Origin of the sequence: Pseudomonas sp. RU47, from assembly GCF_004011755.1 — a bacterium.
Taxonomy (GTDB): Bacteria; Pseudomonadota; Gammaproteobacteria; order Pseudomonadales; family Pseudomonadaceae; genus Aquipseudomonas.
Genome location: NZ_CP022411.1, coordinates 4493010 through 4513170, shown reverse-complemented (window position 1 = coordinate 4513170; position 20161 = coordinate 4493010). Strand labels below are relative to the sequence as shown.

Annotated in this window: 20 protein-coding genes; 13 read left to right on the top strand and 7 right to left on the bottom strand. The window is 55.4% G+C overall.

From position 1 onward, the window contains the following. Nucleotides 1-7 precede the first annotated feature (7 nt). Complete coding sequence (locus CCX46_RS20500) at nt 8-1054, top strand: acyltransferase family protein (RefSeq protein ID WP_127929133.1); 1047 nt, start codon at nt 8-10, stop codon at nt 1052-1054. 207 nt (nt 1055-1261) lie between these two features. After that, nucleotides 1262-2392, top strand: a complete 1131-nt coding sequence (locus CCX46_RS20495; RefSeq protein WP_127929132.1) for an SGNH/GDSL hydrolase family protein — start codon at nt 1262-1264, stop codon at nt 2390-2392. A 142-nt stretch (nt 2393-2534) separates the two neighbouring features. Here the strand turns inward: CCX46_RS20495 and CCX46_RS20485 are convergent, their stop codons facing one another. Together CCX46_RS20485 and galU are read right to left on the bottom strand one after the other, a co-directional pair. Further along, nucleotides 2535-2948: a mannose-1-phosphate guanylyltransferase gene (locus CCX46_RS20485; protein ID WP_127929131.1), complete on the bottom strand. Its 414-nt coding sequence runs from the start codon at nt 2946-2948 to the stop codon at nt 2535-2537. A gap of 29 nt (nt 2949-2977) precedes the next feature. Further along, a complete protein-coding gene (galU, locus tag CCX46_RS20480) occupies nt 2978-3811 on the bottom strand; it encodes a UTP--glucose-1-phosphate uridylyltransferase GalU (RefSeq protein WP_108225788.1) in 834 nt (277 codons plus the stop codon). A gap of 393 nt (nt 3812-4204) precedes the next feature. Between galU and galE the strand changes: the two genes are divergently transcribed. From galE to CCX46_RS20450, 6 genes are all read left to right on the top strand, one after another. Further along, nucleotides 4205-5221, top strand: coding sequence for a UDP-glucose 4-epimerase GalE (gene galE, locus CCX46_RS20475; RefSeq protein ID WP_127929130.1), 1017 nt, complete (start codon nt 4205-4207; stop codon nt 5219-5221). Nucleotides 5222-5451: 230 nt separating this feature from the next. Continuing rightward, nucleotides 5452-5688 carry a hypothetical protein gene (locus tag CCX46_RS20470; RefSeq protein WP_007910552.1) on the top strand — a complete coding sequence of 79 codons (237 nt, stop codon included), beginning with the start codon at nt 5452-5454 and terminating at the stop codon, nt 5686-5688. Between the two features lie 90 nt (nt 5689-5778). After that, nucleotides 5779-6894, top strand: coding sequence for a polysaccharide biosynthesis/export family protein (locus CCX46_RS20465; RefSeq protein WP_174245072.1), 1116 nt, complete (start codon nt 5779-5781; stop codon nt 6892-6894). 11 nt (nt 6895-6905) lie between these two features. After that, on the top strand, nt 6906-7571 hold the full coding sequence (locus tag CCX46_RS20460; protein ID WP_127929128.1) for a YjbF family lipoprotein: 666 nt from the start codon (nt 6906-6908) through the stop codon (nt 7569-7571). Continuing rightward, nucleotides 7571-8329 (top strand): capsule biosynthesis GfcC family protein, encoded by a 759-nt coding sequence (locus CCX46_RS20455; protein WP_127930430.1) that lies wholly within the window; start codon nt 7571-7573, stop codon nt 8327-8329. Before CCX46_RS20460 ends, CCX46_RS20455 begins: the two co-directional genes overlap by 1 nt. Next, a complete protein-coding gene (locus tag CCX46_RS20450; protein ID WP_127929127.1) occupies nt 8326-10404 on the top strand; it encodes a YjbH domain-containing protein in 2079 nt (692 codons plus the stop codon). The genes CCX46_RS20455 and CCX46_RS20450 overlap by 4 nt, the downstream gene beginning before the upstream one ends. A 481-nt stretch (nt 10405-10885) precedes the next feature. On the opposite strand, the gene CCX46_RS20435 is transcribed toward CCX46_RS20450, so the two are convergent. The 3 genes from CCX46_RS20435 to CCX46_RS20425 all read right to left on the bottom strand — a co-directional run bounded on the left by CCX46_RS20435 (nt 10886) and on the right by CCX46_RS20425 (nt 14325). Continuing rightward, nucleotides 10886-12280, bottom strand: a complete 1395-nt coding sequence (locus CCX46_RS20435; protein WP_127929126.1) for an undecaprenyl-phosphate glucose phosphotransferase — start codon at nt 12278-12280, stop codon at nt 10886-10888. A gap of 392 nt (nt 12281-12672) precedes the next feature. Beyond that, entirely contained in the window at nt 12673-13305 is a 633-nt protein-coding gene (locus CCX46_RS20430) for a winged helix-turn-helix domain-containing protein (protein WP_127929125.1), read from the bottom strand. A 279-nt stretch (nt 13306-13584) separates the two neighbouring features. Beyond that, on the bottom strand, nt 13585-14325 hold the full coding sequence (locus tag CCX46_RS20425; RefSeq protein ID WP_127929124.1) for a winged helix-turn-helix domain-containing protein: 741 nt from the start codon (nt 14323-14325) through the stop codon (nt 13585-13587). Nucleotides 14326-14910: 585 nt separating this feature from the next. Here CCX46_RS20425 and CCX46_RS20420 point away from each other — a divergent pair. After that, a complete protein-coding gene (locus CCX46_RS20420; protein ID WP_095114324.1) occupies nt 14911-15744 on the top strand; it encodes an undecaprenyl-diphosphate phosphatase in 834 nt (277 codons plus the stop codon). On the opposite strand, the gene CCX46_RS20415 is transcribed toward CCX46_RS20420, so the two are convergent. Together CCX46_RS20415 and dusA are read right to left on the bottom strand one after the other, a co-directional pair. Then, entirely contained in the window at nt 15745-16116 is a 372-nt protein-coding gene (locus tag CCX46_RS20415) for a DUF2388 domain-containing protein (protein WP_127929123.1), read from the bottom strand. It abuts the gene before it with no gap. A 75-nt stretch (nt 16117-16191) separates the two neighbouring features. Continuing rightward, nucleotides 16192-17178 (bottom strand): tRNA dihydrouridine(20/20a) synthase DusA, encoded by a 987-nt coding sequence (dusA, locus tag CCX46_RS20410; RefSeq protein WP_127929122.1) that lies wholly within the window; start codon nt 17176-17178, stop codon nt 16192-16194. 188 nt (nt 17179-17366) lie between these two features. Between dusA and CCX46_RS20405 the strand changes: the two genes are divergently transcribed. The 4 genes from CCX46_RS20405 (at nt 17367) to CCX46_RS20390 (ending at nt 20075) form a co-directional block, all read left to right on the top strand. After that, nucleotides 17367-17753: a hypothetical protein gene (locus CCX46_RS20405; protein WP_127929121.1), complete on the top strand. Its 387-nt coding sequence runs from the start codon at nt 17367-17369 to the stop codon at nt 17751-17753. Continuing rightward, a complete protein-coding gene (locus CCX46_RS20400; RefSeq protein WP_127929120.1) occupies nt 17750-18049 on the top strand; it encodes a hypothetical protein in 300 nt (99 codons plus the stop codon). The genes CCX46_RS20405 and CCX46_RS20400 overlap by 4 nt, the downstream gene beginning before the upstream one ends. Before the next feature lie 234 nt (nt 18050-18283). After that, nucleotides 18284-19231, top strand: coding sequence for an AbiU2 domain-containing protein (locus tag CCX46_RS20395; protein ID WP_127929119.1), 948 nt, complete (start codon nt 18284-18286; stop codon nt 19229-19231). Between the two features lie 481 nt (nt 19232-19712). Next, complete coding sequence (locus CCX46_RS20390) at nt 19713-20075, top strand: DUF6124 family protein (protein ID WP_127929118.1); 363 nt, start codon at nt 19713-19715, stop codon at nt 20073-20075. Nucleotides 20076-20161: the final 86 nt, after the last annotated feature.

Genomic DNA, 20161 nt, shown 5'->3' with positions numbered 1-20161 from the left:
GTGCTTTATGTCGAGCAAGAAAAAGTCCCTGGAGATTGAAACCCTGCGTGGCCTGGCGTGCCTGTTGCTGGTGCTCTATCACGTCATCGGGCCGTTGGGCGGCGGGTTGAAGATCGATATCGGCTCGCCGTTCCGGGTCATCGCCGACTCGATGGTGTACGTGCGCATGCCGCTGTTCACCTTCATTTCCGGGTACATCTATTCCATCTACAAAATTCGTGGCAACGACTTTTCCGCGTTCTTCAGCGGCAAGGTGCGCCGCTTGATCGTGCCGCTGTTTTGCGTGGGTGTACCGTTCTCGGTGTTGCAGGCTGTCGGGCCGGGGGTGAACAAGGATGTCGGTGTGATCGACGCGTTGTTGTCGTTCTGGGTGCCGATCAACCACTTCTGGTTCCTGCAGGCGGTGTTCATCATTTTCATGTTCGTCGGGCTGCTGGAGTGGCGCGGGATGCTGCGTTCGGCGACGCGGTTGTATGGGCTGTTTGCGTTTGCGGCGCTGCTGTTTTTGTTGCCGCCGTTCAAGTTCGATGCGTTCGGGATCAACGGGGCGATTTATCTGTTGCCGTTTTTCGTGGCGGGGATGATTGGCCAGGAGAATGTCGACGCATTGAAGCAACGCTTCAAGGTGATCGGGCCTGTGGTGTTTGTACTGATCTCGCTGACGCTGTTGTATGTGGCGGCGATTGATCGTGAGCTGATTGTCGATCGTCGCAGTCTGATCGGGTTGACCGTGGGTTGCGTGTCTTGCATCGCGTTGCTGTCGAGTGATGTACGGTCGAAGGCGCTGACGTGGCTCGGTGGTTATTCGTATGCGATTTTCCTGTTTCATGTGTTGTTTGCGGCGACGTCGCGGTTTGTGCTGGGACGGTTGGGAGTGAAGGATGAAAGCCTGCTGGTACTCGGTGGCTTGAGTTGTGGCTTGCTTGGGCCGGTGGTGTTGTCGATGGTTTTCAGCCGGTTCAATTTCACTTCGGTGTTGTTCCTTGGGGAGCGGGCGGCGAAGAAGAAACTGTTGGCGCCTGTCACTCCGGTGGTGCAACCACAAAACAGCTAAGAGCTTCGCGAGCAGGCTCGCTCCCACAGTGGATCCGTGTCGTACACAAGATCTCTTGTAGGAGCTGCGGCACGCTGCGATCTTTTGATCTTGTTTTTGAAGCGCAGGATCAAAAGATCGCAGCCTCGTTTCACTCGACAGCTCCTACAGTTGATCTGTGTACCTCCCGGCATCCAGTGGGCCATTTCAGACTGAAGGAAATTTTGCATGTTGGCAGTAGATGACGCGCAACCCGTCGCAGCGTCGGTGGTTCAGGTGGGCGATGCCCGCGAGCGTTTTGCGCAGTGGCGTGTAGGCAAGGCCGGCAAGGTGTTGTCGGTCTCGGTGATCGGCGACAGCTACAGCGCCGGACAGGATTTTTACCTGAACAAACTGGTGCAGCGCGTGGCCGGGGAAGTGGGTTTTGCCGGGCCGGGTTACGTCGGTTTCAACCACGGCGCGGCGCTGGGCGGCACCCATTTCAAATACACCCGCAGCAGTGACAAGTACTTCGGCGGCGACTGGAAAGTTTCAGACCTGGGCCAGGCGAGTCCGGACAGCCGCACGGTGACAGGCCGGCCCGGCGCATGGTTGCAAGTGGATGCGAGTCCGACGCCGCGCATCGATACCGCTGTCACTCAGGCGAAACTGCTTTATCTGGGCAACGGCGAATCCAGCGAGATCCGCTATCGCTGGTCTCCCGCGCAAGACTGGCAACCCCTGAAGCTTGAAGGTTCGGGCGTGCAGGAAGTACCGCTGACAGGCCTCTCGGCAGCGAAAGACTGGTCCTTCAAACTGGAAGTGGTGAAGGGCGCGCCGACGTTGTTCGGCCTGTGGATGAGCAACGATCAGAATGGCGTGCGGGTCTCGAAGCTCGCGGCATCGGGGGCGGCGTCTGCGGATTTCTATCACCAGGATCCGCAGTGGCAGGTGCAGTGGAAAGCTGCCGTGTCGAAGATCCCCGCGGATGTTTACCTGATCATGCTCGGTGGCAACGATCAGGGCTTCGGCGTGAAGCCCGCGCAGTATCTGCAGAACGTTCAGGGTCTGGTGGGCATGCTGCGCGAGATCCAGCCGCAGGCGAGCATCAACCTGATCATGCGTCAGGACACCACGCGCTCCAGTGCGTATCCGATGTCGGCGTACGCGCAGGTGCTTGAACCGTGGGCGCGTGAGCAGCGTCTGGGGTATGCCAATCTGCAGTGCGCGTTCGGGCCGGACGTCAAACGCTACGCCGCTGCGATGATCGGCCCGGACAAGATTCATCCGGTACCGGCCACGGGCGGGAAGGTGATTGCTGATTATTTTTATGGCTGGATCACCGGCGCCAAGGATCGTTGCGACGCCTCCCCTAAATAACACGCAAACCCCAGAGCGGTGATCGTTCCCACGCTCCGCGTGGGAATGCCGCCCGGGACGCTCCGCGTCCCCTCGCTGTGTGACGCAGAGCGTCACTGGATGCATTCCCACGCAGAGCGTGGGAACGATCATTTGTCAGGCATTAGACGTCTTGCGTAAAGGCGTCGACCTGCTCGAGCAATTCCGCAATCTTCTGCGGCATCAGCCGCGTATCGCACCGAGTCTCAACGTTGATGATGATCGCCGGGTCGTTGCAGCAGATCCGCACCCGGAAGCGCCAGTCGCTGAAGATCACTTTCAGACCATCGCGATCATCCATTTCCAACGCCTGCTCGCCATAGAGCTTTTTCAAATGCGCGAGCAGTGGATAGGGATCACGCAGCGGCCGGCGGATATCACCGGACGCCGGAAACACGCCAATCCGCTCCACCAGCAGAATCGTGCCCAGCCAGGTTTCGTTGGCGCTGGGCAACGGCTGATGGCGGGACAACCAGCTCATCACCCCGAGGTTACCCACCTCGCGTTCAATCTCTACGGAATGTTGTGCAATGTTCATGGTGGCCTCGTTGGGTGAAGGGAGCCGTCTCAGCGGCCCTTGAGATAGACGTTTTCGTAGCAGAAATTGGTCGCCTGCAAGTAACCCTCGGCGTCACCGCAGTCAAAACGCAGGCCTTTGAATTTGTAGGCCAGCACGCAACCGTTCTGCGCCTGTTTCATCAACGCGTCAGTGATCTGGATTTCGCCGCCCTTGCCCGGTTGGGTGTCGGCGATCAGGTCGAAAATATCCGGGGTGAGGATGTAGCGGCCGATGATTGCCAGGTTCGACGGCGCGTCTTGCGGGGCCGGTTTTTCCACCATGTTGTTGACCCGATAGATGCCTTCGGACATCAGTTCGCCGGCGATCACACCGTACTTGTGGGTCTGGTCGGCCGGGACTTCCTGGATGGCAACGATCGAGCAGCGGAATTTCTTGTACAGCTCAATCATCTGGGTGAGTACGCCGTCACCTTCCAGGTTCAGGCACAGGTCATCGGCCAGCACCACGGCGAACGGCTCGTCGCCGATCAGTGGACGGCCACTGAGAATCGCGTGGCCCAGGCCCTTCATTTCCACCTGACGGGTGTAGGAGAAGGTGCAGGTGTCGATCAGTTCACGGGTGCCGGCGAGGAATTTCTCTTTCTCGGTGCCACGGATCTGGTGTTCGAGTTCGTAGCTGATGTCGAAATGGTCTTCCAGCGCACGCTTGCCGCGACCGGTGACGATGGCCATGTGTTGCAGACCGGCGTCCCGCGCTTCTTCAACGGCGTATTCGATCAACGGCTTGTTGACGATCGGCAGCATCTCTTTCGGCATGGCTTTGGTGGCCGGCAAGAAACGCGTGCCATAGCCGGCAGCGGGGAACAAACATTTACGAATCATAAAAGTATCCTGGACAGTCATGGAACACAGGCGACGGATGCGCGCACTAATACAGGGCGTGCAAGTTTCAATGTGGGATTGAAGGCTTACTTTAATACCCGAGTCAGGTTATTAATGGCAAATGCCAGTGACGGTAAAACACGACAATGTTATGAGATGTCGGTTAGTTGCTTGATAGTTATTTTTAGTCGGTATCTGATGATAGTGATGAGTGCGCGGGGAGTGCTAATAAGTAGCGGACAATACAGTCTGACCTGCAAAAATATTTATTGCCAGTCATTGAACTAGTTTTGTTTTCGGTTGTTGTCGCCTCGTTTGTGTGGATTGTGACACATATCTATTCAATAAGGCTTGACACGCTAACTTGTCACTTATCCAAAGACGGACCGCGCTATGAAGATTCTGGTAACGGGTGGTGCCGGCTATATCGGCTCGCATACCACACTTGCATTGCTTGAAGCAGGTTATGAAGTTGTCGTGCTGGATAATCTTTGCAACAGCAGTGAAGCCGCGTTGCACGCCGTTGAAACCATCTGCGGCAAGAGTGCCTGGATGATCCGCGGCGATGTCTGCGACCGCGCACTGCTCGACCGGATTTTCCGCGAGCACAACATCGAGGCAGTGCTGCATTTTGCCGGCCTGAAAGCGGTCGGCGAGAGCGTACGCAAACCACTTGAGTACTACGAGACCAACGTCAGCGGCAGCATTACGTTGTGCCAGGCAATGGCGGCGGCGGGGGTGTTCCGCCTGGTGTTCAGCTCGTCAGCCACGGTGTATGGCGAGCCTGAGCAGATGCCGATCCGCGAGGATTTTCCCACTGGTAATCCGACCAATCCCTACGGCCAGTCCAAGCTGATCGTCGAAAACGTGTTGCGTGACCTCAGCCAGGCCGAGCCGCGCTGGAGCATCGCCTTGCTGCGCTACTTCAACCCGATCGGCGCCCACGCCAGCGGCCATATGGGCGAAGACCCCAACGGCATTCCGAATAATCTGGTGCCTTACATCAGTCAGGTGGCGGTCGGCAGCCTGCAAGAGCTGTCGATCTTCGGCAATGATTACCCGACTGTGGACGGCACCGGCGTGCGCGATTACATCCACGTCGTCGATCTGGCGGACGGGCACTTGAAGGCGTTGCAGTCGATCTCCGGGCGTACCGGCATTCACACCTGGAACCTCGGCACCGGCGATGGCTACAGCGTGCTGCAAGTGCTTCACGCTTTCGAACAGGCCTGCGGGCAACCGGTGCCGTACCGGATGATGCCGCGCCGTTCCGGGGATATCGCCGAGAGTTGGGCCGATGCTTCCAAGGCTGCGAAGGAACTTGGCTGGAAAGCCACGCGCAACTTGCAGGACATGGTCACCGACACTTGGCGCTGGCAATCGAACCATCCCAAAGGCTACTTGCGATGATGGCCATTTAACCCAATGTTATTTTCAGTCAGCTTGTTAGATAACGTCGGGAAATTACACTGGCAATGCCTTTTGCAAGTCCGTAGATATAAACCTGCCGTTCGACTTTTATCAGTTGGGTAAGACTGTGAAAGAACAACGGATCTTGTTCGCGCTTTTTGCGGACTTGAACTCACCACCGCTAACTCAGGCCGGTTTTTTAACAGGTCGAATGTTAGAAAGGAGTTGATATGAAAAAAGTGATGGCAGTTGCCCTGTTGACGATGTTGAGCAACTGGGCTGCCGCCGCTGAAGCACCGCTGACAGCGGTAACCAATGTAGGTGGCAACGTGGCGGCTTCTCAAGCGCCCGCAGCCAGTACTGCAATGGTTGCCAGTGCTGTAGCGGCGTCTAACAGCGGTGGCAGTGCCAACGGCGGTACCACCGGTACGACGGGTACCACCGGTACAACCGGCACGCATAACTAACAGGAAGTTCTGTTAGTGCAGTACAGGGTCGCCCGACGCAAGTCGGGTGACTTTGTTTTTGGATTCGCCCTTGAATAGCGTAGTGCCATTATGACTCGTAGTGTTTATCTTTTAATGTTGGCAAGTCTCGCTTTGCAAGGTTGCATGTTTTCCCCCGGTCAATACCTCAGCACCAGCAGCATCACCCGTCAGGGTGCCAGCGAAAGCAGCCGGGTCGAGCTGATTCCGATCACGCCCAAGCTGATCGCCATGAATCGCTCCACGCAAAAGCGTGAGTCGCTGCCGCCGGAGCTGTTGGCAACCCCGGCCGAATACCGCATCGGCAACAACGATGTTCTGTACATCACCGTGTGGGATCACCCTGAGCTGACGGCCCCCTCCGGCGCGCAACAACAGATCGATGCCAACGGCCGTCTGGTGCGTTCCGATGGCACGCTCTATTACCCGTTCATCAAGGAAGTCCAGGCTGCCGGCCGGACCATCCAGCAACTGCGCTCGGACATCGAGCAACGCTTGTCGGCGTTCATTGCCGAACCGCAAGTCGATGTCGCGGTGTTGCGTTTCGCCAGCCAGAAAGTCGTGGTCACCGGAGCGGTGGCCAAGGCCGGCCCGCAAGCGATTTCCACCAATCCGCTGAGCGTGGTCGAAGCCCTCGGCTCGGCCGGTATCGATACCAACAACGCCGATTTGTCCGGGCTGCTGCTGACGCGTAATGGCCGCACCTATCCGCTCAATCTCGACTCGCTCAATCAGCAGGATTCCGAGTTGCAGAACGTCTTCCTCAAGGGCGGCGATCAGCTGTACCTGCCGTACAACGACAACAAGCGCATCTACGTGATGGGCGAGGTCAACCAGCCGCGTGCGCTGAGTTTCAAGACCGCGACGATGAACCTCACCGACGTGCTCGGTTCGGTCGGTGGCTTGAGCCAGACCACCTCCAACGGCAACGCGGTGTACGTCATTCGCGGCGTAGAAAACCTCGATGTCGAACCGGCGAAGATCTACCAGCTGGAAGCCGAGTCGCCGACTGCCATGGCGCTCGCGTCGCACTTCGAAGTGCGTCCTCAGGACGTGGTGTACGTCGGGCCTGCCAATGTGACTCGCTGGAATCGCTTGATCAGTCAATTGGTGCCGTCGGCATCGATTGTCGGCACTGGCGCTTCCGCTGCGAAGAACTGGAGCGAATACAGTAACAACAGCAAATAAGGCCGCCGACTTTGAATATTTTGAAAGTTGGCGTCTGCCTGATGGCGGCCTCGTTGCTGTGCGGCTGTAACCCGCTGATGAGCGCTTCGTTGAACAACCTTAAAGCGGCGGTCGTCGGCCCGGATGAAGTCGACGTGTCGGCGGCTGAAGTCGCCGGGGTCAATTACCCGCAAATGAAACTGACCACGCCGTCCGGCTCCGGGGTGCTGGCGCTGGTGCGCGAGCGTGAAGATCTGCAGTTCTGGGTCGCCTCGGGCAAACAAGTGCTGTTGCTGCGCAATGGCCTCGCCGTGCGCAGCATTGGCCTGGGCCAGGAAGGCGATCTCGATGGCACGCGGCTCGCCGATGACTCGCCGTTCAAGCAAGGCCTGCACCACGTCGCGGACGGTTTTACCACGCGGCGCTGGATCGACCTTTACAAGGGTCAGGAAGTCGGGGTGATCGTCAACAGCCGTTTCTCCCGTCGCTCGGAACAGACCCTGACGATTCTCGACAAGGAATACACCGTGCTGCGTGTCGATGAACACATTGACGCCCCGGCCATCGGCCTGAGCGCGACCAATCGTTACTGGGTCGACCCGCGTGACGGTTTCATCTTGCAGAGCGAGCAGCAACTGACGTCGCAGTTGCGCGTCAAGGTTGTGCAACTGACCCCTGATCGCAGGCACCTGCCGTGATGCGCCTGAAAATGTTGTCGGCGAGTTTGTTACTGGTCGCGAGTGTGAGTCAGGCGGCCGTCACGGTGTCGGGCGATGTCGCCAATCCCGGGCCAGTCCCGTTGCCACCGGGCGGGCGGTTGCTCGATGTGATCAGCGAAGCCGTGCCGAATGCCGAAGGCTATTGGCTGGCGGGCGGGTTGCTGCGGCAGTCGCTGATTGAGCAGCAGACACGGCTCAAGGTCGGTGTGCTGTTTGATCTGGATGTGCTGCAACGCATGTCGATGCTGTTCGACCGGCCGAGTCGGGCGGCACTGGCGCAGCGGATTGCCGAACAAGTGCGGCAGATGCCGGTGACTGGACGGCAGATCGCCGATCTCGATCCGGTGGCGTTGGAGGTTGGCTTCGCGCGCAACATTCGCCTCGATGACGGCGATCGTCTGATCTATCCGAAGCGCGTCGACGAAGTGCAAGTGCTCGGTGCTGTCGCCGAGCCGTGCCACTTGCCGTATCAGCCGTTGCAGGAGGCCAGTGAATACCTGCAAGGCTGTTCGATTCTGGCCGATGCCGAAGCCGATTACCTGTGGCTGATCCAGCCCAACGGCGCTTCGCAACGCGTCGGCATCGCCCACTGGAATCGCGAGAGCGGGCACTTTCCCGTGGCCGGCAGCAAGATTCTGGTGCCGTTGAAAAATGATGATCTTGATCCGCCTCTTCCTGAACTGAATCAGCAGTTGGCCGAATTCATTGCCACGCAGCTGGCCGAGGTGGTTCGTTGAAGTTACGTTTTGCAGCTGTGTTGTTATTGCCCTGCGGTCTGGCGCATGCCGAGCCGCGCATTACCCAGAATGACTTCGGTGGCACCGGTCTGTTGCAGACGCCAACCGCGCGCATGGCCCCGGCCGGCGAGTTGAGCGTCAACGCCAACCGCACCGATCCGTACAGTCGCTACAGCGTGTCGTTGCAGCCGCTGGACTGGCTCGAAGGCTCGTTTCGCTACACCGCGATCACCAACCGGCCGTACGGCTCGGAGGCCCTCAGCGGTAGTCAAAGCTATAAGGACAAGGCGGTCGACGTCAAAGTCCGGCTGTGGCAGGAGAGTCACTGGTTGCCCGACGTGGCGCTGGGCTTCCGAGATATCGGTGGTACCGGTTTGTTCTCCAGTGAATTTTTCGTCGCCAACAAGCGCTACGACAACTTCGATTTCAGCGCCGGGATTGCCTGGGGTTACCTCGGTAATCGCGGCGATATCGACAACCCGTTGGGCTACGTCAGCGATCGCTTCGATACCCGTCCGGCCCTGGAAGGCACCGGTGACGTCAACTCGGGTTCGTACTTTCGTGGGCGGCCGTCGTTCTTCGGTGGCGTGAGCTATCAGACGCCGTGGGATCGCCTCAGCCTGAAACTCGAATTCGAAGGCAACGACTACAAGCACGAGCCGAAGGACAACGAGATCAAGCAGGACTCGCCGATCAACCTTGGCGCGGTGTTCAAAGTCACCGATTCGGTCGATGTCAGCGCGGCGTGGGAGCGCGGTAATACGGCGATGTTCGGCGTGACCTTTCACACCAATTTCGTCAGCCGCAAGGCACCGGCGAAGACTTACGATCCAACCCCGGAACCGCTGCCGGCGAAGGCACCGGCCACGGCGATGGATCAGGTCAACTGGGCCAACGTCTCGCAGCGTTTGCAGCAGAATGCCGGCTACAAGGTCGAGCGCATCACGCAGCGTGATTCTGAGCTGATCGTGTATGGCGAGCAGCAGCGTTACTTCCATTCGTCCAAGGCTGTGGGGCGGGCGAGCCGGATTCTCGACAACAGCGTCAACGACGACATCGACTGGTTCACCGTGGTCAACAAGCGCTACGACTTGCCGCTGGAAGAAACCAGCGTGCCGCGTCAGACCTTCCGCGAGGTGATCAACAACGAAGAGCCACTTGAATCGCTGCACCGCACCACCGAGATCAACCCGGCGATGCCGCATAACGAGAAGACCCTCTACACCGAAGCACCGCAGCATTTCAGCTATGGCGTGGGGCTGGGCTTCAAGCAGAACGTCGGTGGCCCGGATGGCTTGCTCTATCAATTGAGCGCCGATGCCGACGCCGAATATCGCTTCAACCGCAACACCTGGTGGAGCGGTTTGCTCAGCGCCAACCTGGCCAACAACTTCGACAAATTCACCTACGACGCGCCGAGCGGTTTGCCGCGTGTGCGCACGGATTTGCGTCAGTACCTGACCACGTCTAACACCACCATGCCGTTGTTTCAGATGAGTCATGCCGAGCAGTTGGATAAAGACTGGTACGGCATGGTGTATGGCGGTTATCTGGAATCGATGTTTGCCGGTATCGGCGGTGAAGTGTTGTTCCGCCCGACCGGTGAGCGCTGGTCGGTGGGCGCGGATCTGAACTGGGTGCGTCAGCGCGATTTCGATCAGGGTTTTGCCCTGCGTGATTACTCGGTGGTGACCGGGCATGTCACGGCGTATACCGATCTGCCGTTCGATACGCTGGCGGCGGTGAGCGTCGGGCGTTATCTGGCCGGTGACTGGGGCGGCACGCTGGATATCTCGCGCGAGTTTTTCAATGGCGTGCGTTTTGGCGCGTGGGCGACAATCACCACGGCGGGCAGTGCCGAGTATGGCGAAGGTAGTTTCGACAAAGGCATCTACCTGTCGATCCCGTTCGACGAAATGATGAGCATGTCGACCATGCGCCGCGCCAACCTGGTCTGGGCCCCACTGACCCGTGACGGTGGCGCGCGACTGAGTCGCAGCTACCAACTGCACTCGATGACCGATAGCCGGGAAGGGGATATGTTTTATCGTAATTTCGAGAAGATCACGGAGTAAGCGCAGATCTCCCGAACACCCGAAAACCTGTAGGAGTGAGCCTGCTCGCGATAGCGTCCGTACGGTCGACATCCCCGTTGCCTGACCCACCGCCATCGCGAGCAGGCTCGCTCCTACATTGGATTTTCATCACGCCACAAATCCCGAGCCATCCACAAATCCCTGTGGGAGCGAGCCTGCTCGCGAAGGCGTCAGCACATCCAGCATCAATGTTGCCTGACCCACCGCTTTCGCGAGCAGGCTCGCTCCCACATTAGCTATCTGTCACGCCATAAATCCCGAACCATTCCCGAATCCCTGTGGGAGCGAGCCTGCTCGCGAAGGCGTCAGCACAGTCAGCATCATCGTTGCCTGACCCACCGCTTTCGCGAGCAAGCTCACTCCCACAAGTTCTTTGCATCCCTCCACAACACTCTCGCTCCCAAATCCCAGGCACAAAAAAAGGGGACTTTCGTCCCCTTGCGGTATGCAGCGCTGAACCTCAGTAAATATCCTTCGACAACAACGTAAACGGCGTCTTCACCAGGATCTTCAGATCCAGCCACAACGACCAGCTGTTGATGTACTGCAGGTCAATCTCCACACGTTTCTGCATCTTGTCGATGGTGTCCGTCTCACCGCGGCAGCCGCTGATCTGGGCCAGGCCGGTGATCCCCGGTTTAATCCGGTGACGCGCCATGTACGCGAGGATTTTCCCCGAGTAGTAGTTGTTGTGCGCGACGGCGTGCGGGCGTGGGCCGACCAGAGCCATATGCCCCTGCAACACGTTGAACAGTTGCGGCAATTCGTCCAGCGAAGTACGGCGGATAAAGCGACCGACTGCGGTAATGCGCGAGTCATTGCGGCTGGCCTGCTTCACATCACGGTCATCGTGAACACGCATCGAGCGGAACTTCCAGACCTTGATCACCTTGCCATTCCAGCCATGACGATCCTGTTTGAAAAACACCGGGCCGGGTGAGTTGATCTTCACCGCCAACGCAATGATCAGCAGGATCGGACTCAGCGCGATGATCGCCAGAAACGCCACGGTTTTCTCGACCAGACTCTTGCTCAAAGCAGCAGTAGGGCGGCTGGTCAGCGGGCTCTCGTTGAGGTAGATCGCCGGCAGACCGTCCACGACCTTCACCGAGTGATTGAGCAGGGTCAGACTGTTCAAGTCCGGCACCCACACCACATCAACGTTGGCCCCTAGCAAGTCACCATAAATCGCTTCGATTTTTGCTGCTTCAGACAACGGCAGGGTGATGTACAAGCGACGGATGTCATGCGCCTCGATCAGTTCCAGCAACTGTTCCTGATCGCCGACCACACGCGGTGCATCCGAACCCAGCGCAGACACATCGCCATTGCTGACCAAACCTACCAACGGCAGATTTTCCAGTTGGCTGAGCTTCTTCGCCAGACCCAACGCCAGTTCGCCGGTGCCGACGATCAGCGTCTTGTGCTCGCTTTTACGCGACCGTTGGTAGTACTTGGAAAACGCATGCAGCGGAGCGTACAGAAACGCCTGACCGAGGAAGCCATACACCGCCCAGCTCAGAATCACCTGCCGCGAAAACAGCTCATCGGCCTGGCAGACAAAGGCGATGCACGCCAGCGCCGCCATGGTCATCGACCAACCCATGAACAGCCGACCGAGACCGGTCAGGTAGTTGTCACGTTTGCGATACACACCGCTAAACGTATAAGCCGGCACCGACGCCAGTACCGCCAGCGTCGCACACATACGGTAGTAGAACGCGACCGTCCCGGTGTGCTGCTCAGCGAGTATGAACAACAGCGTCACGACAAAGCCCTGTGCCAGCGCCCATTGGCCCCAAAAGGTCAGTCCCTTGAGGCCTGTGCTTCGATTGATACTTAGAGAAAGATCCATACGGTATCCCCAAAAGACGTCCATTCAGGTTTCAACAGTTGAAAGCCGAGTTGTTATCCAGACTTATTGTTTTTGTTGTAGTGAGTGCCCTGAGGTAACAACATCGATATGCCGAACTGTCGTCAGTCAATAGACTAAGTTATTGCCGGGAATGGTGTCTGACGAGTTCTAACAAGATGGCACAGTGCCAACTTTTTAATAATTAAATATAAGACTGTTAGAAAAGGTCGCAGAGGAGGGGGTGAATTAATGATGTTGTATTTGTTACTGTTGGAGGGGTGGAGGCAGGGAGTTTTTGATTTCAGGGAGGAAGATGAAGCCAAACAGAGTGCTCTTGTTGTTTTTGTAATCGCACTTTTATCTGTTTGTTCTGTTCGTGGAGGTTTTCGTGGTTATGCGACGATTTCCTGAATCAGGCAATAACCGCGGTTTCTGACGGCACGAAACAGTCGCTCACCTTGACTGGCGCTTTTGAATTTGTCTTGCAAACGACTCAGGCACATTTCCAGGCCGCGATATTGTTCGGGCTCGCGACCGATGCTGAGAATCAGCTCGTCACGGCTGACAACACGCTCTTCATGGCTGAGCATTTTCCTGACCAGTGCTGTTTCCAGGCCCGTCAGACTGATCTCGACACCTTCTTTCATCAATGCACCCTGGTCAGGGTCAAGATGCCAGGTTTCATTGCCAGGCATATCACCTTCAACGGCAGGAGGCATGTTGCGGGTTTCACCGGTAATGGCCGGGACATTCTGGAAAGGATTGGCCGATTGCGCTGCCAGCCACTCGGACTCAAGCGTGGCCAATATTCGCTGAGTATCGTGTTCGATACTGCGCGCGACATTTTTCCGACTAATGCCTGGATATGTGAACTCCATCACCATTGGAGCGGAAGAGGGCGAATCAACCCCTTCAAACGAATTGAAACGTTCACTGGACAGGATGCTCTCCAGTTCACGTTGCGACGTTGTACTGTGAGTCACGACAACAAAATATTTCCTTGGGAGGGTTGTACTAGTTTCCATGTCTCTCTCCTAAATACACACCAAAATTGGCTAAAAGAAAAATCGGCAGGCGAGCAATGACTTCCTCGGAAGTAATCGATAGGCAGGGTCTGGGCCCAAGATTGGCCCTCGATAAATTCCACTCGATCTGCTGCTATGTTATGGAGTTTTATTGTTATGGGTCGTGTTGTCGCGCTCATTCAATTGCTTGATTTCAAACAGGCGTGAAGCAGAACTGGAGCTATATGGTTGCATCAGACGATCCTTCGTACGTATGCAAATGGGATGGCTGCCCGAGAGTCAGGCAGTCGATATCAGACCCCGCAGCAGGCGATAGCCATAGCCGCGAATACTCTGAATCGCGTTTGTACCATACATCTCCTTGATTTTTCCACGCAAGCGACTGATCGATTTTTCCAGTGCTCGAGGGTCGTAGAAATTGCTGTTGAGGCCCATGATGCTGGCGATTTCATCATGGCTCAGAATGTGATTGCTGGTTTGCGCGAAGGCTTCGAGGATCTTCATTTCGGCAAACGAGATGTCGAGTTTCCGGTGGGTGTCCATCAGGCAGATGCGCGTCGGATCAAGCGTCAGGTTGATATCGCGTTGCCATTCTTCACTGTTGAAGAACTCGCCCAGCAACTCGGCGCCATCGTCGGAAAGGGTATTGAGCTTGATACAAACATCCGCGCCAGCCAGATAATATTTGATCTTGTTGAAGGCGCCACGACCGGTGATGACCGCACAAATGATCGGTTTCAAGTTGTCGCTGCGCAGATTCTCGACCAGTGCAAGATTGTCTTCGAGGGCCTGTGGGCTGTCGATAACCAGGAAGATGGCTCGATACGAACCAGACTGTTCATTCAACTGATATGAACTAGTGTACGAATTGGCTTCAAGCGCCATATCGGTGCGTACATGCTGGGCGACTAGTGCTTTGAAATGTTCAGCCACGCCACGGGTACGACCCAGAGTAAGAACACCAGGTTCGTCGTTTGTCGGGCGCGGGCTTCTAGTCGCTAAGTTCCCTGAGAGCATCATACGTTGACTCGAATTAGGTGCTGACATCGGGATGTTAAAGCACCGGTTCTCATCTGTGACTGACAATTGGTAACATTTGCGCGGATTTTAGACGTGTCTCGCGAGTTTTCTAACAATAATTAAGCTTTTCAAGCTTTTAGTTGATTTTCTCGGAGGGGTGAACTACTGCTTAGATGGTGGCGATATGCAATGGTGCCACTATTTTGAGCTTATTGCGATGGCTTTGTCTATGTCTATCTGCCACTGTCTGGCCATCTCGGGATAATGTGATATTGATCACACTTTATTATCAGAGCAACTTTTTTCTGCAAAAGTACTAAATATTTCCTGCGTAGTTCGTCAGCCGACGATTATTAACATGGCTTGAGTGTGGCAATTCATAAGACCTATTCTTTGAGATCAAAAGATCGTCCGATCGCGGCCCGAACCTTCGGCAGCTGCTACATTTGAAATGCATTCTCCTGTAGGAGCTGCCGATGGCTGCGATCTTTTGATCTTCATATGCGCCAATTGTGTAACTTCTGATACTCAACCCCTGAGTGTTATTACCCGGTCGCTCATCAAGAGCGCTCTGACGGAGGATTAATGGATTTCTGGACCCTTTTCCAGGTGTTGATATTAGGTGCGGTAGAAGGCCTGACCGAGTTCCTGCCGATCTCGAGTACCGGCCACCAGATCATCGTAGCCGACTTGCTGGAATTCGGCGGCGAACGCGCCATGGCCTTCAACATCATTATTCAACTGGGTGCCATTCTTGCCGTTGTCTGGGAGTTTCGACCGAAGATCTTCGAAATCGTCAAAGGCCTGCCCACCGAACGCAATGCACAACGTTTCACCCTCAATTTGCTGATCGCCTTTCTGCCCGCCGTGGTCTTGGGCGTGTTGTTCGCCGACGCCATCCACGAATACCTGTTCAACCCAATCACCGTCGCCGTGGCACTGGTGGTCGGCGGCATCATCATGTTGTGGGCCGAACAGCGCAGCCATGTGATCAGCGTCGAGCACGTCGACGACATGCGCTGGTCCCACGCACTGAAAGTCGGATTCGTACAATGCCTGGCGATGATTCCCGGCACCTCACGCTCCGGCTCGACCATCATCGGCGGTCTGCTCTTCGGTCTGTCGCGCAAAGCCGCCACCGAGTTCTCGTTCTTCCTCGCCATGCCGACCATGGTCGGCGCCGCCGTGTACTCCGGCTACAAATACCGTGACCTGTTCCAGCCCAACGACTTGCCAGTCTTCGCCCTCGGCTTCGTCACCGCGTTTATCTTCGCAATGATTGCCGTACGCGGCTTGCTGAAGTTTATTGCCAACCACAGCTACGCCGCGTTCGCCTGGTACCGGATCGCGTTTGGTTTGTTGATTCTGGCAACGTGGCTGTTTGGCTGGGTCAACTGGACCGCAGCAGCGGCCGCCTGATCACTGAGCGCTGATCAACGCCGCAACGGCGAGATCGTTTAACGCCGAATCCGGCGACTCCTGGCGATAGCGCTGCAAGGCCGACGTGAAATACGCGGCCTGCAGCATGCCGTCGCTGGCGAGATAGAGTCGCGCATCTTCTTGCTCCTCGGCGGAGTAAACACGCTTGTGACTGTCAGTCGTTTCCTGGCTAGACGAAATAGGTGCGAGGATTAAAGACACCAAGGTGAAGCCGGAAAACTGCGTTACCTCCCACGGCGTATCAGTACGGCCCATGCAAAAGCCATCGCAGTGCGCATAAACGTCGGAAGTGAAGCTGAACAAGGCAAGAAAGGCGTAACGCTTGAAAGCAGAAAAACTAAACGCGGGCATAAACAAAAGACATCCTGTCAGTACAACAAAACGCCGGGCAACGCTCATGCGTCGCCCGCACACTCAAAACTTCAATCAACGACCTTCAAGCAACTCAGCTGCCTGATCCAGCAACGCCAACGGATCCTTGGCCTTGTGAATATCCACCGACAACAACTGACGGAATTTCCGCGCCCCCGGGAACCCCGTGCCCAGGCCCAACACATGCCGCGTGATGTGATGCATCGCACCACCGGCCTGCAAATGCTCGGCTATATAAGGACGCAACTGCGCCAACGCTTCAGCCCGACTGATCACCGGCGCCGAACTGCCGAACAACTGCTGATCCACCTCCGCCAGCAAATACGGATTGTGATAAGCCTCACGCCCCAACATCACCCCGTCGAACGTCTGCAAATGCTCATGGCAAGCCTCCATCGTCTTGATCCCGCCATTCAGCACAATCTCCAACTCCGGAAAATCCGCCTTCAGCTGCGCCGCCACGTCATAGCGCAACGGCGGAATGTCACGATTCTCCTTCGGCGACAACCCCTCCAGAATCGCAATCCGCGCATGCACGGTAAAACTCGTGCACCCGGCATCGCGAACAGTGCCGACGAAATCACACAGCTCAGCGTAACTGTCCCGACCGTTGATGCCTATCCGATGCTTCACCGTCACCGGGATTGTCACTGCGTCTTGCATCGCCTTCACACAATCCGCCACCAGTTGCGGATGACCCATCAGGCACGCGCCGATCATGTTGTTTTGCACACGATCGCTTGGGCAGCCGACGTTCAGGTTCACCTCGTCGTAACCGTGCTCTTGGGCCATGCGCGCGCAGGCAGCCAGATCGAGCGGAACGCTACCGCCTAACTGCAAGGCCAGAGGATGCTCGGCTTCGTTGTGACGAAGGAAGCGTTCGTGATCGCCGTTTAGGAGCGCGCCGGTGGTGACCATTTCGGTGTAGAGCAGGGCGTTCTTCGACAGGAGGCGTAGGAAGAACCGGCAATGGCGGTCGGTCCAATCCATCATCGGGGCGACGGAGAAGCGGCGGGAGAGTGGAGCGGTGATAGCGGGCATGGGCTGTTCTGGATTGGGTGGGGCTGGGAGGTGGGGGAGTTTATCAGGATTGTCTGGGAGAATTCAGGCGCGTCCCGATTCTGGACAGCGTGATGGCAAAAAGGTAGCTTCTGATTCGATCTGCAAGCTATCAATACTCCTGGCCATTTGCGCACGTCAGGAGGCAATGACTAAAACGAGAATTATTGATGCCTACCCCAAGTATGATGAAATCACTGCTTGAGCACGCTCAGGCGAAAGGCTCACGGTCTAACGTTTTGCATTCACTGGCTTGGCTTATCGCGATGTGTGTTAGCGGTGTGCTGTTGTCTGCTTACCTGAAATTGCCCGAATTTGTCTTGCACTTATTCTCTGGGTTTTGCGTCGCTGCATTTGTATTGTATTTGGTTTCTTACGTTTATTTTATGGTCACGAATCCTGATGCTTTGAGAAGCGAAAAATTCTCTATTCAGAAAATGGCTATTGAAAAGGGGTATGTGGGGGATAGTTTGAAGGGCGTCATTGAACTTGATGACATTTCTCAAGGAAAACTTCTCGGTTCAGGAGTTACGTCTGATCAAGGGGTTCAAAAGTGAGAAAGCGTTTTGTAATTGCGATAAATTCTAATCGCTATCTAGAAAGTGATGATCTAATCGGGTATTTCAAAAATAAAGGCTACGCATGGTGGAGTTGGATTGATGGCTTCTGGCTTGTAGTGGATCCTTTCGGGAGTGAAACTCCAAACTCGCTTAGAGTTGCTCTTTCGGATTTGCGGCCAAATATTAGAATGTTTGTGATGGAAGTTACTGGGGATGAAGAGCTTTGGGCGGGGTTTGGTCCTACGGGGAGCGAGAATGATATGTTTGACTGGGTTCGAAAAAACTGGAAGTAATTGGGATTTCGCTGATTTTAAAAAAGCTCGTGCTTTTGTGTTGCGGAGTTCTGGGTCTTTTTACTGGAAGAGAAAAAAGGAAGCTTACAGGTTTGTTTGTTTTCGGGTTGTTGATGGTAAATAGAATGCTTTATTGTTCTGGTTTTTCGGAAAGCTCGTTCCAAGACTGATTTTGGAAGGCGAGTATTGGAGAGAAATTTTTCGAGACGAGTTATTAAATAATTTGGGGGGAAAATGACGATTGACGAATGTCTTTACTCAGTTGAAGAGTGTGACGTTAGAAAGTCGGAGCGTAGAGCTTTGGAGCAATACCGTCAGATGCGGAGGAAATGGCTAGAGTCAATTAGAGGAACTGCCGATAACACAATCTCTAACCAGATTCATCAGTTGGCATGGAATACCACAGTTTTCCACACGCTCAATGAAGCACGACGAATTGAAAGCGAAAGAAAAGTAAATGGTTCGATGTGGAATCTCGTTGTCGACGGATATGCCCATATCGCAGCTCTTGGCATTCGCAGGCTTGTAGATCATCACAAAGGCACGAACTCAATTAAGCGTGTGTTATTGGATATGGAAGCTAATAAACACCTATTCTCTAGGGAGTTTTTTGTTTGTTATGACGGTCTTCCTTACGACCATGAAGCTGCGGAAGTACGGAGGTTTGCGGCGCGAGACTTATCAACGATTGGTCAACCTATGTGGGTATCCACAACTGGACCTGACGCTGGCTTCTCCTCAAAGCGACGTCATGATGTTTTCGATTGCTTAGAGGATAAATCTAGAAAACCTGGGAGGTCTCAACCCATCTCGACTGAAATCTTTGAACGACTTAAGAAAATGCTTAATTCAGAGGTAATTAAGAAAGTTTGCACTATGGCGGATAAGGTGTTCGCGCATCCTGAACACCACTCTTCTCGTACCTTTGAATATGCTAACTATCACGAGGTCATCGAAGCTTTAGGCATAGTGAGTCAAGTGACGCAGTTCGTTTCAGCCACGCTGCTTGATGACGCAGCATTCGGTTCAATTGTTCCCACAGCGCAGTACGATGTATTAGAAAATTTGGATCAAGCTTGGGTTCGAAAGGCATCACTAGACGAATTGAATAGTTTTTGGAACGAGCTAGCGGGATCATTAGATCTGTGGGTGAACACTGACGATCTCTTAATGCGGGAGTAGCCTTTCCAGACTGTAGTGGTGATAAAGCCGCTTACGCGACCTCTTTGAATGAATGTGACTTGAAACGAATTTCTTTCACAGAAGGTAAAAATGCTAACTTTAGAACTGTTCCTGCGAATCTAGACATTTCTCAAGTTGTTTAAATGCTACTCCGTGTAGCGGTCCTTGCCCTACACCACCTTGCGCCTCCCCCTACACCTAAGACAGAATCCCCCGGCTTGTGCCTCTAGCCCGCAGGTTCTATCGTCCCTACGTCACTGAAAACCAGTGATCGGGTTTGGTAGCCCGTCTCCGTCAGAAGCACAAGACTACTGTCTTGCGAGGGCGTTTCTCGTCTTCGTTTTATGGTGGTCATGCGCGGGGCGTCTTCGGATGCGCCGGGGTTCCTGACGACCGGTCTACCAACCTGCGTATGGCCTCCACCCTTCGTTTGGTAGCGAGAGTGATGGCTCCTTTTCGTTCATCCGTCAGGAGTTACACCATGTTCAAACCTACACCGAATCCACCAGAAACCGATCCCGCATCCCCCTACGAATCCCTCAACTCAAAAAAACTCCACGAAGCCGCCGAGCGCGCGCTTGATCACTACCTCCTGCCCGCCGGCCACATCATGGCCAGCGTCAACGAACCCGAGCGCATGTACCTCGCCAATCCGAAGTACGACTCGGAATCCCTGCTGGCCAATGCCAGTGAGACGCTGAGTTCTGCCTCGGAAATGCTCAACAACTTCGCCGCAGCACTCGAACCCTCGCACCGCAAAACCGCGTTGGGCATTGCGCAGGTGGTGATGTTGGGGGAGTTGGCGGTGAATCAGGCGTTGGATAACGTTGAGGTGAAGGCGTAAAGCCTGTCCCGCCATGGGCAGGTGAAATGCACTTTTGCTGTTAACAAAAAGCCGTCACTTCCAGGTGACGGCTTTCGCTTGCAGAT

Coding starts and splice junctions, on each gene's coding strand:
- CCX46_RS20485 (WP_127929131.1), bottom strand. CDS start 2,948: ATGAACATTGCACAACATTCCGTAGAGATTGAACGCGAGGTGGGTAAC.
- galU (WP_108225788.1), bottom strand. CDS start 3,811: ATGATTCGTAAATGTTTGTTCCCCGCTGCCGGCTATGGCACGCGTTTC.
- CCX46_RS20390 (WP_127929118.1), top strand. CDS start 19,713: ATGTTCAAACCTACACCGAATCCACCAGAAACCGATCCCGCATCCCCC.
- CCX46_RS20455 (WP_127930430.1), top strand. CDS start 7,571: ATGCGCCTGAAAATGTTGTCGGCGAGTTTGTTACTGGTCGCGAGTGTG.
- CCX46_RS20470 (WP_007910552.1), top strand. CDS start 5,452: ATGAAAAAAGTGATGGCAGTTGCCCTGTTGACGATGTTGAGCAACTGG.
- CCX46_RS20500 (WP_127929133.1), top strand. CDS start 8: ATGTCGAGCAAGAAAAAGTCCCTGGAGATTGAAACCCTGCGTGGCCTG.
- CCX46_RS20495 (WP_127929132.1), top strand. CDS start 1,262: ATGTTGGCAGTAGATGACGCGCAACCCGTCGCAGCGTCGGTGGTTCAG.
- CCX46_RS20435 (WP_127929126.1), bottom strand. CDS start 12,280: ATGGATCTTTCTCTAAGTATCAATCGAAGCACAGGCCTCAAGGGACTG.
- CCX46_RS20425 (WP_127929124.1), bottom strand. CDS start 14,325: ATGATGCTCTCAGGGAACTTAGCGACTAGAAGCCCGCGCCCGACAAAC.
- CCX46_RS20420 (WP_095114324.1), top strand. CDS start 14,911: ATGGATTTCTGGACCCTTTTCCAGGTGTTGATATTAGGTGCGGTAGAA.
- CCX46_RS20430 (WP_127929125.1), bottom strand. CDS start 13,305: ATGGAAACTAGTACAACCCTCCCAAGGAAATATTTTGTTGTCGTGACT.
- galE (WP_127929130.1), top strand. CDS start 4,205: ATGAAGATTCTGGTAACGGGTGGTGCCGGCTATATCGGCTCGCATACC.
- CCX46_RS20465 (WP_174245072.1), top strand. CDS start 5,779: ATGACTCGTAGTGTTTATCTTTTAATGTTGGCAAGTCTCGCTTTGCAA.
- dusA (WP_127929122.1), bottom strand. CDS start 17,178: ATGCCCGCTATCACCGCTCCACTCTCCCGCCGCTTCTCCGTCGCCCCG.
- CCX46_RS20395 (WP_127929119.1), top strand. CDS start 18,284: ATGACGATTGACGAATGTCTTTACTCAGTTGAAGAGTGTGACGTTAGA.
- CCX46_RS20415 (WP_127929123.1), bottom strand. CDS start 16,116: ATGCCCGCGTTTAGTTTTTCTGCTTTCAAGCGTTACGCCTTTCTTGCC.
- CCX46_RS20405 (WP_127929121.1), top strand. CDS start 17,367: ATGCCTACCCCAAGTATGATGAAATCACTGCTTGAGCACGCTCAGGCG.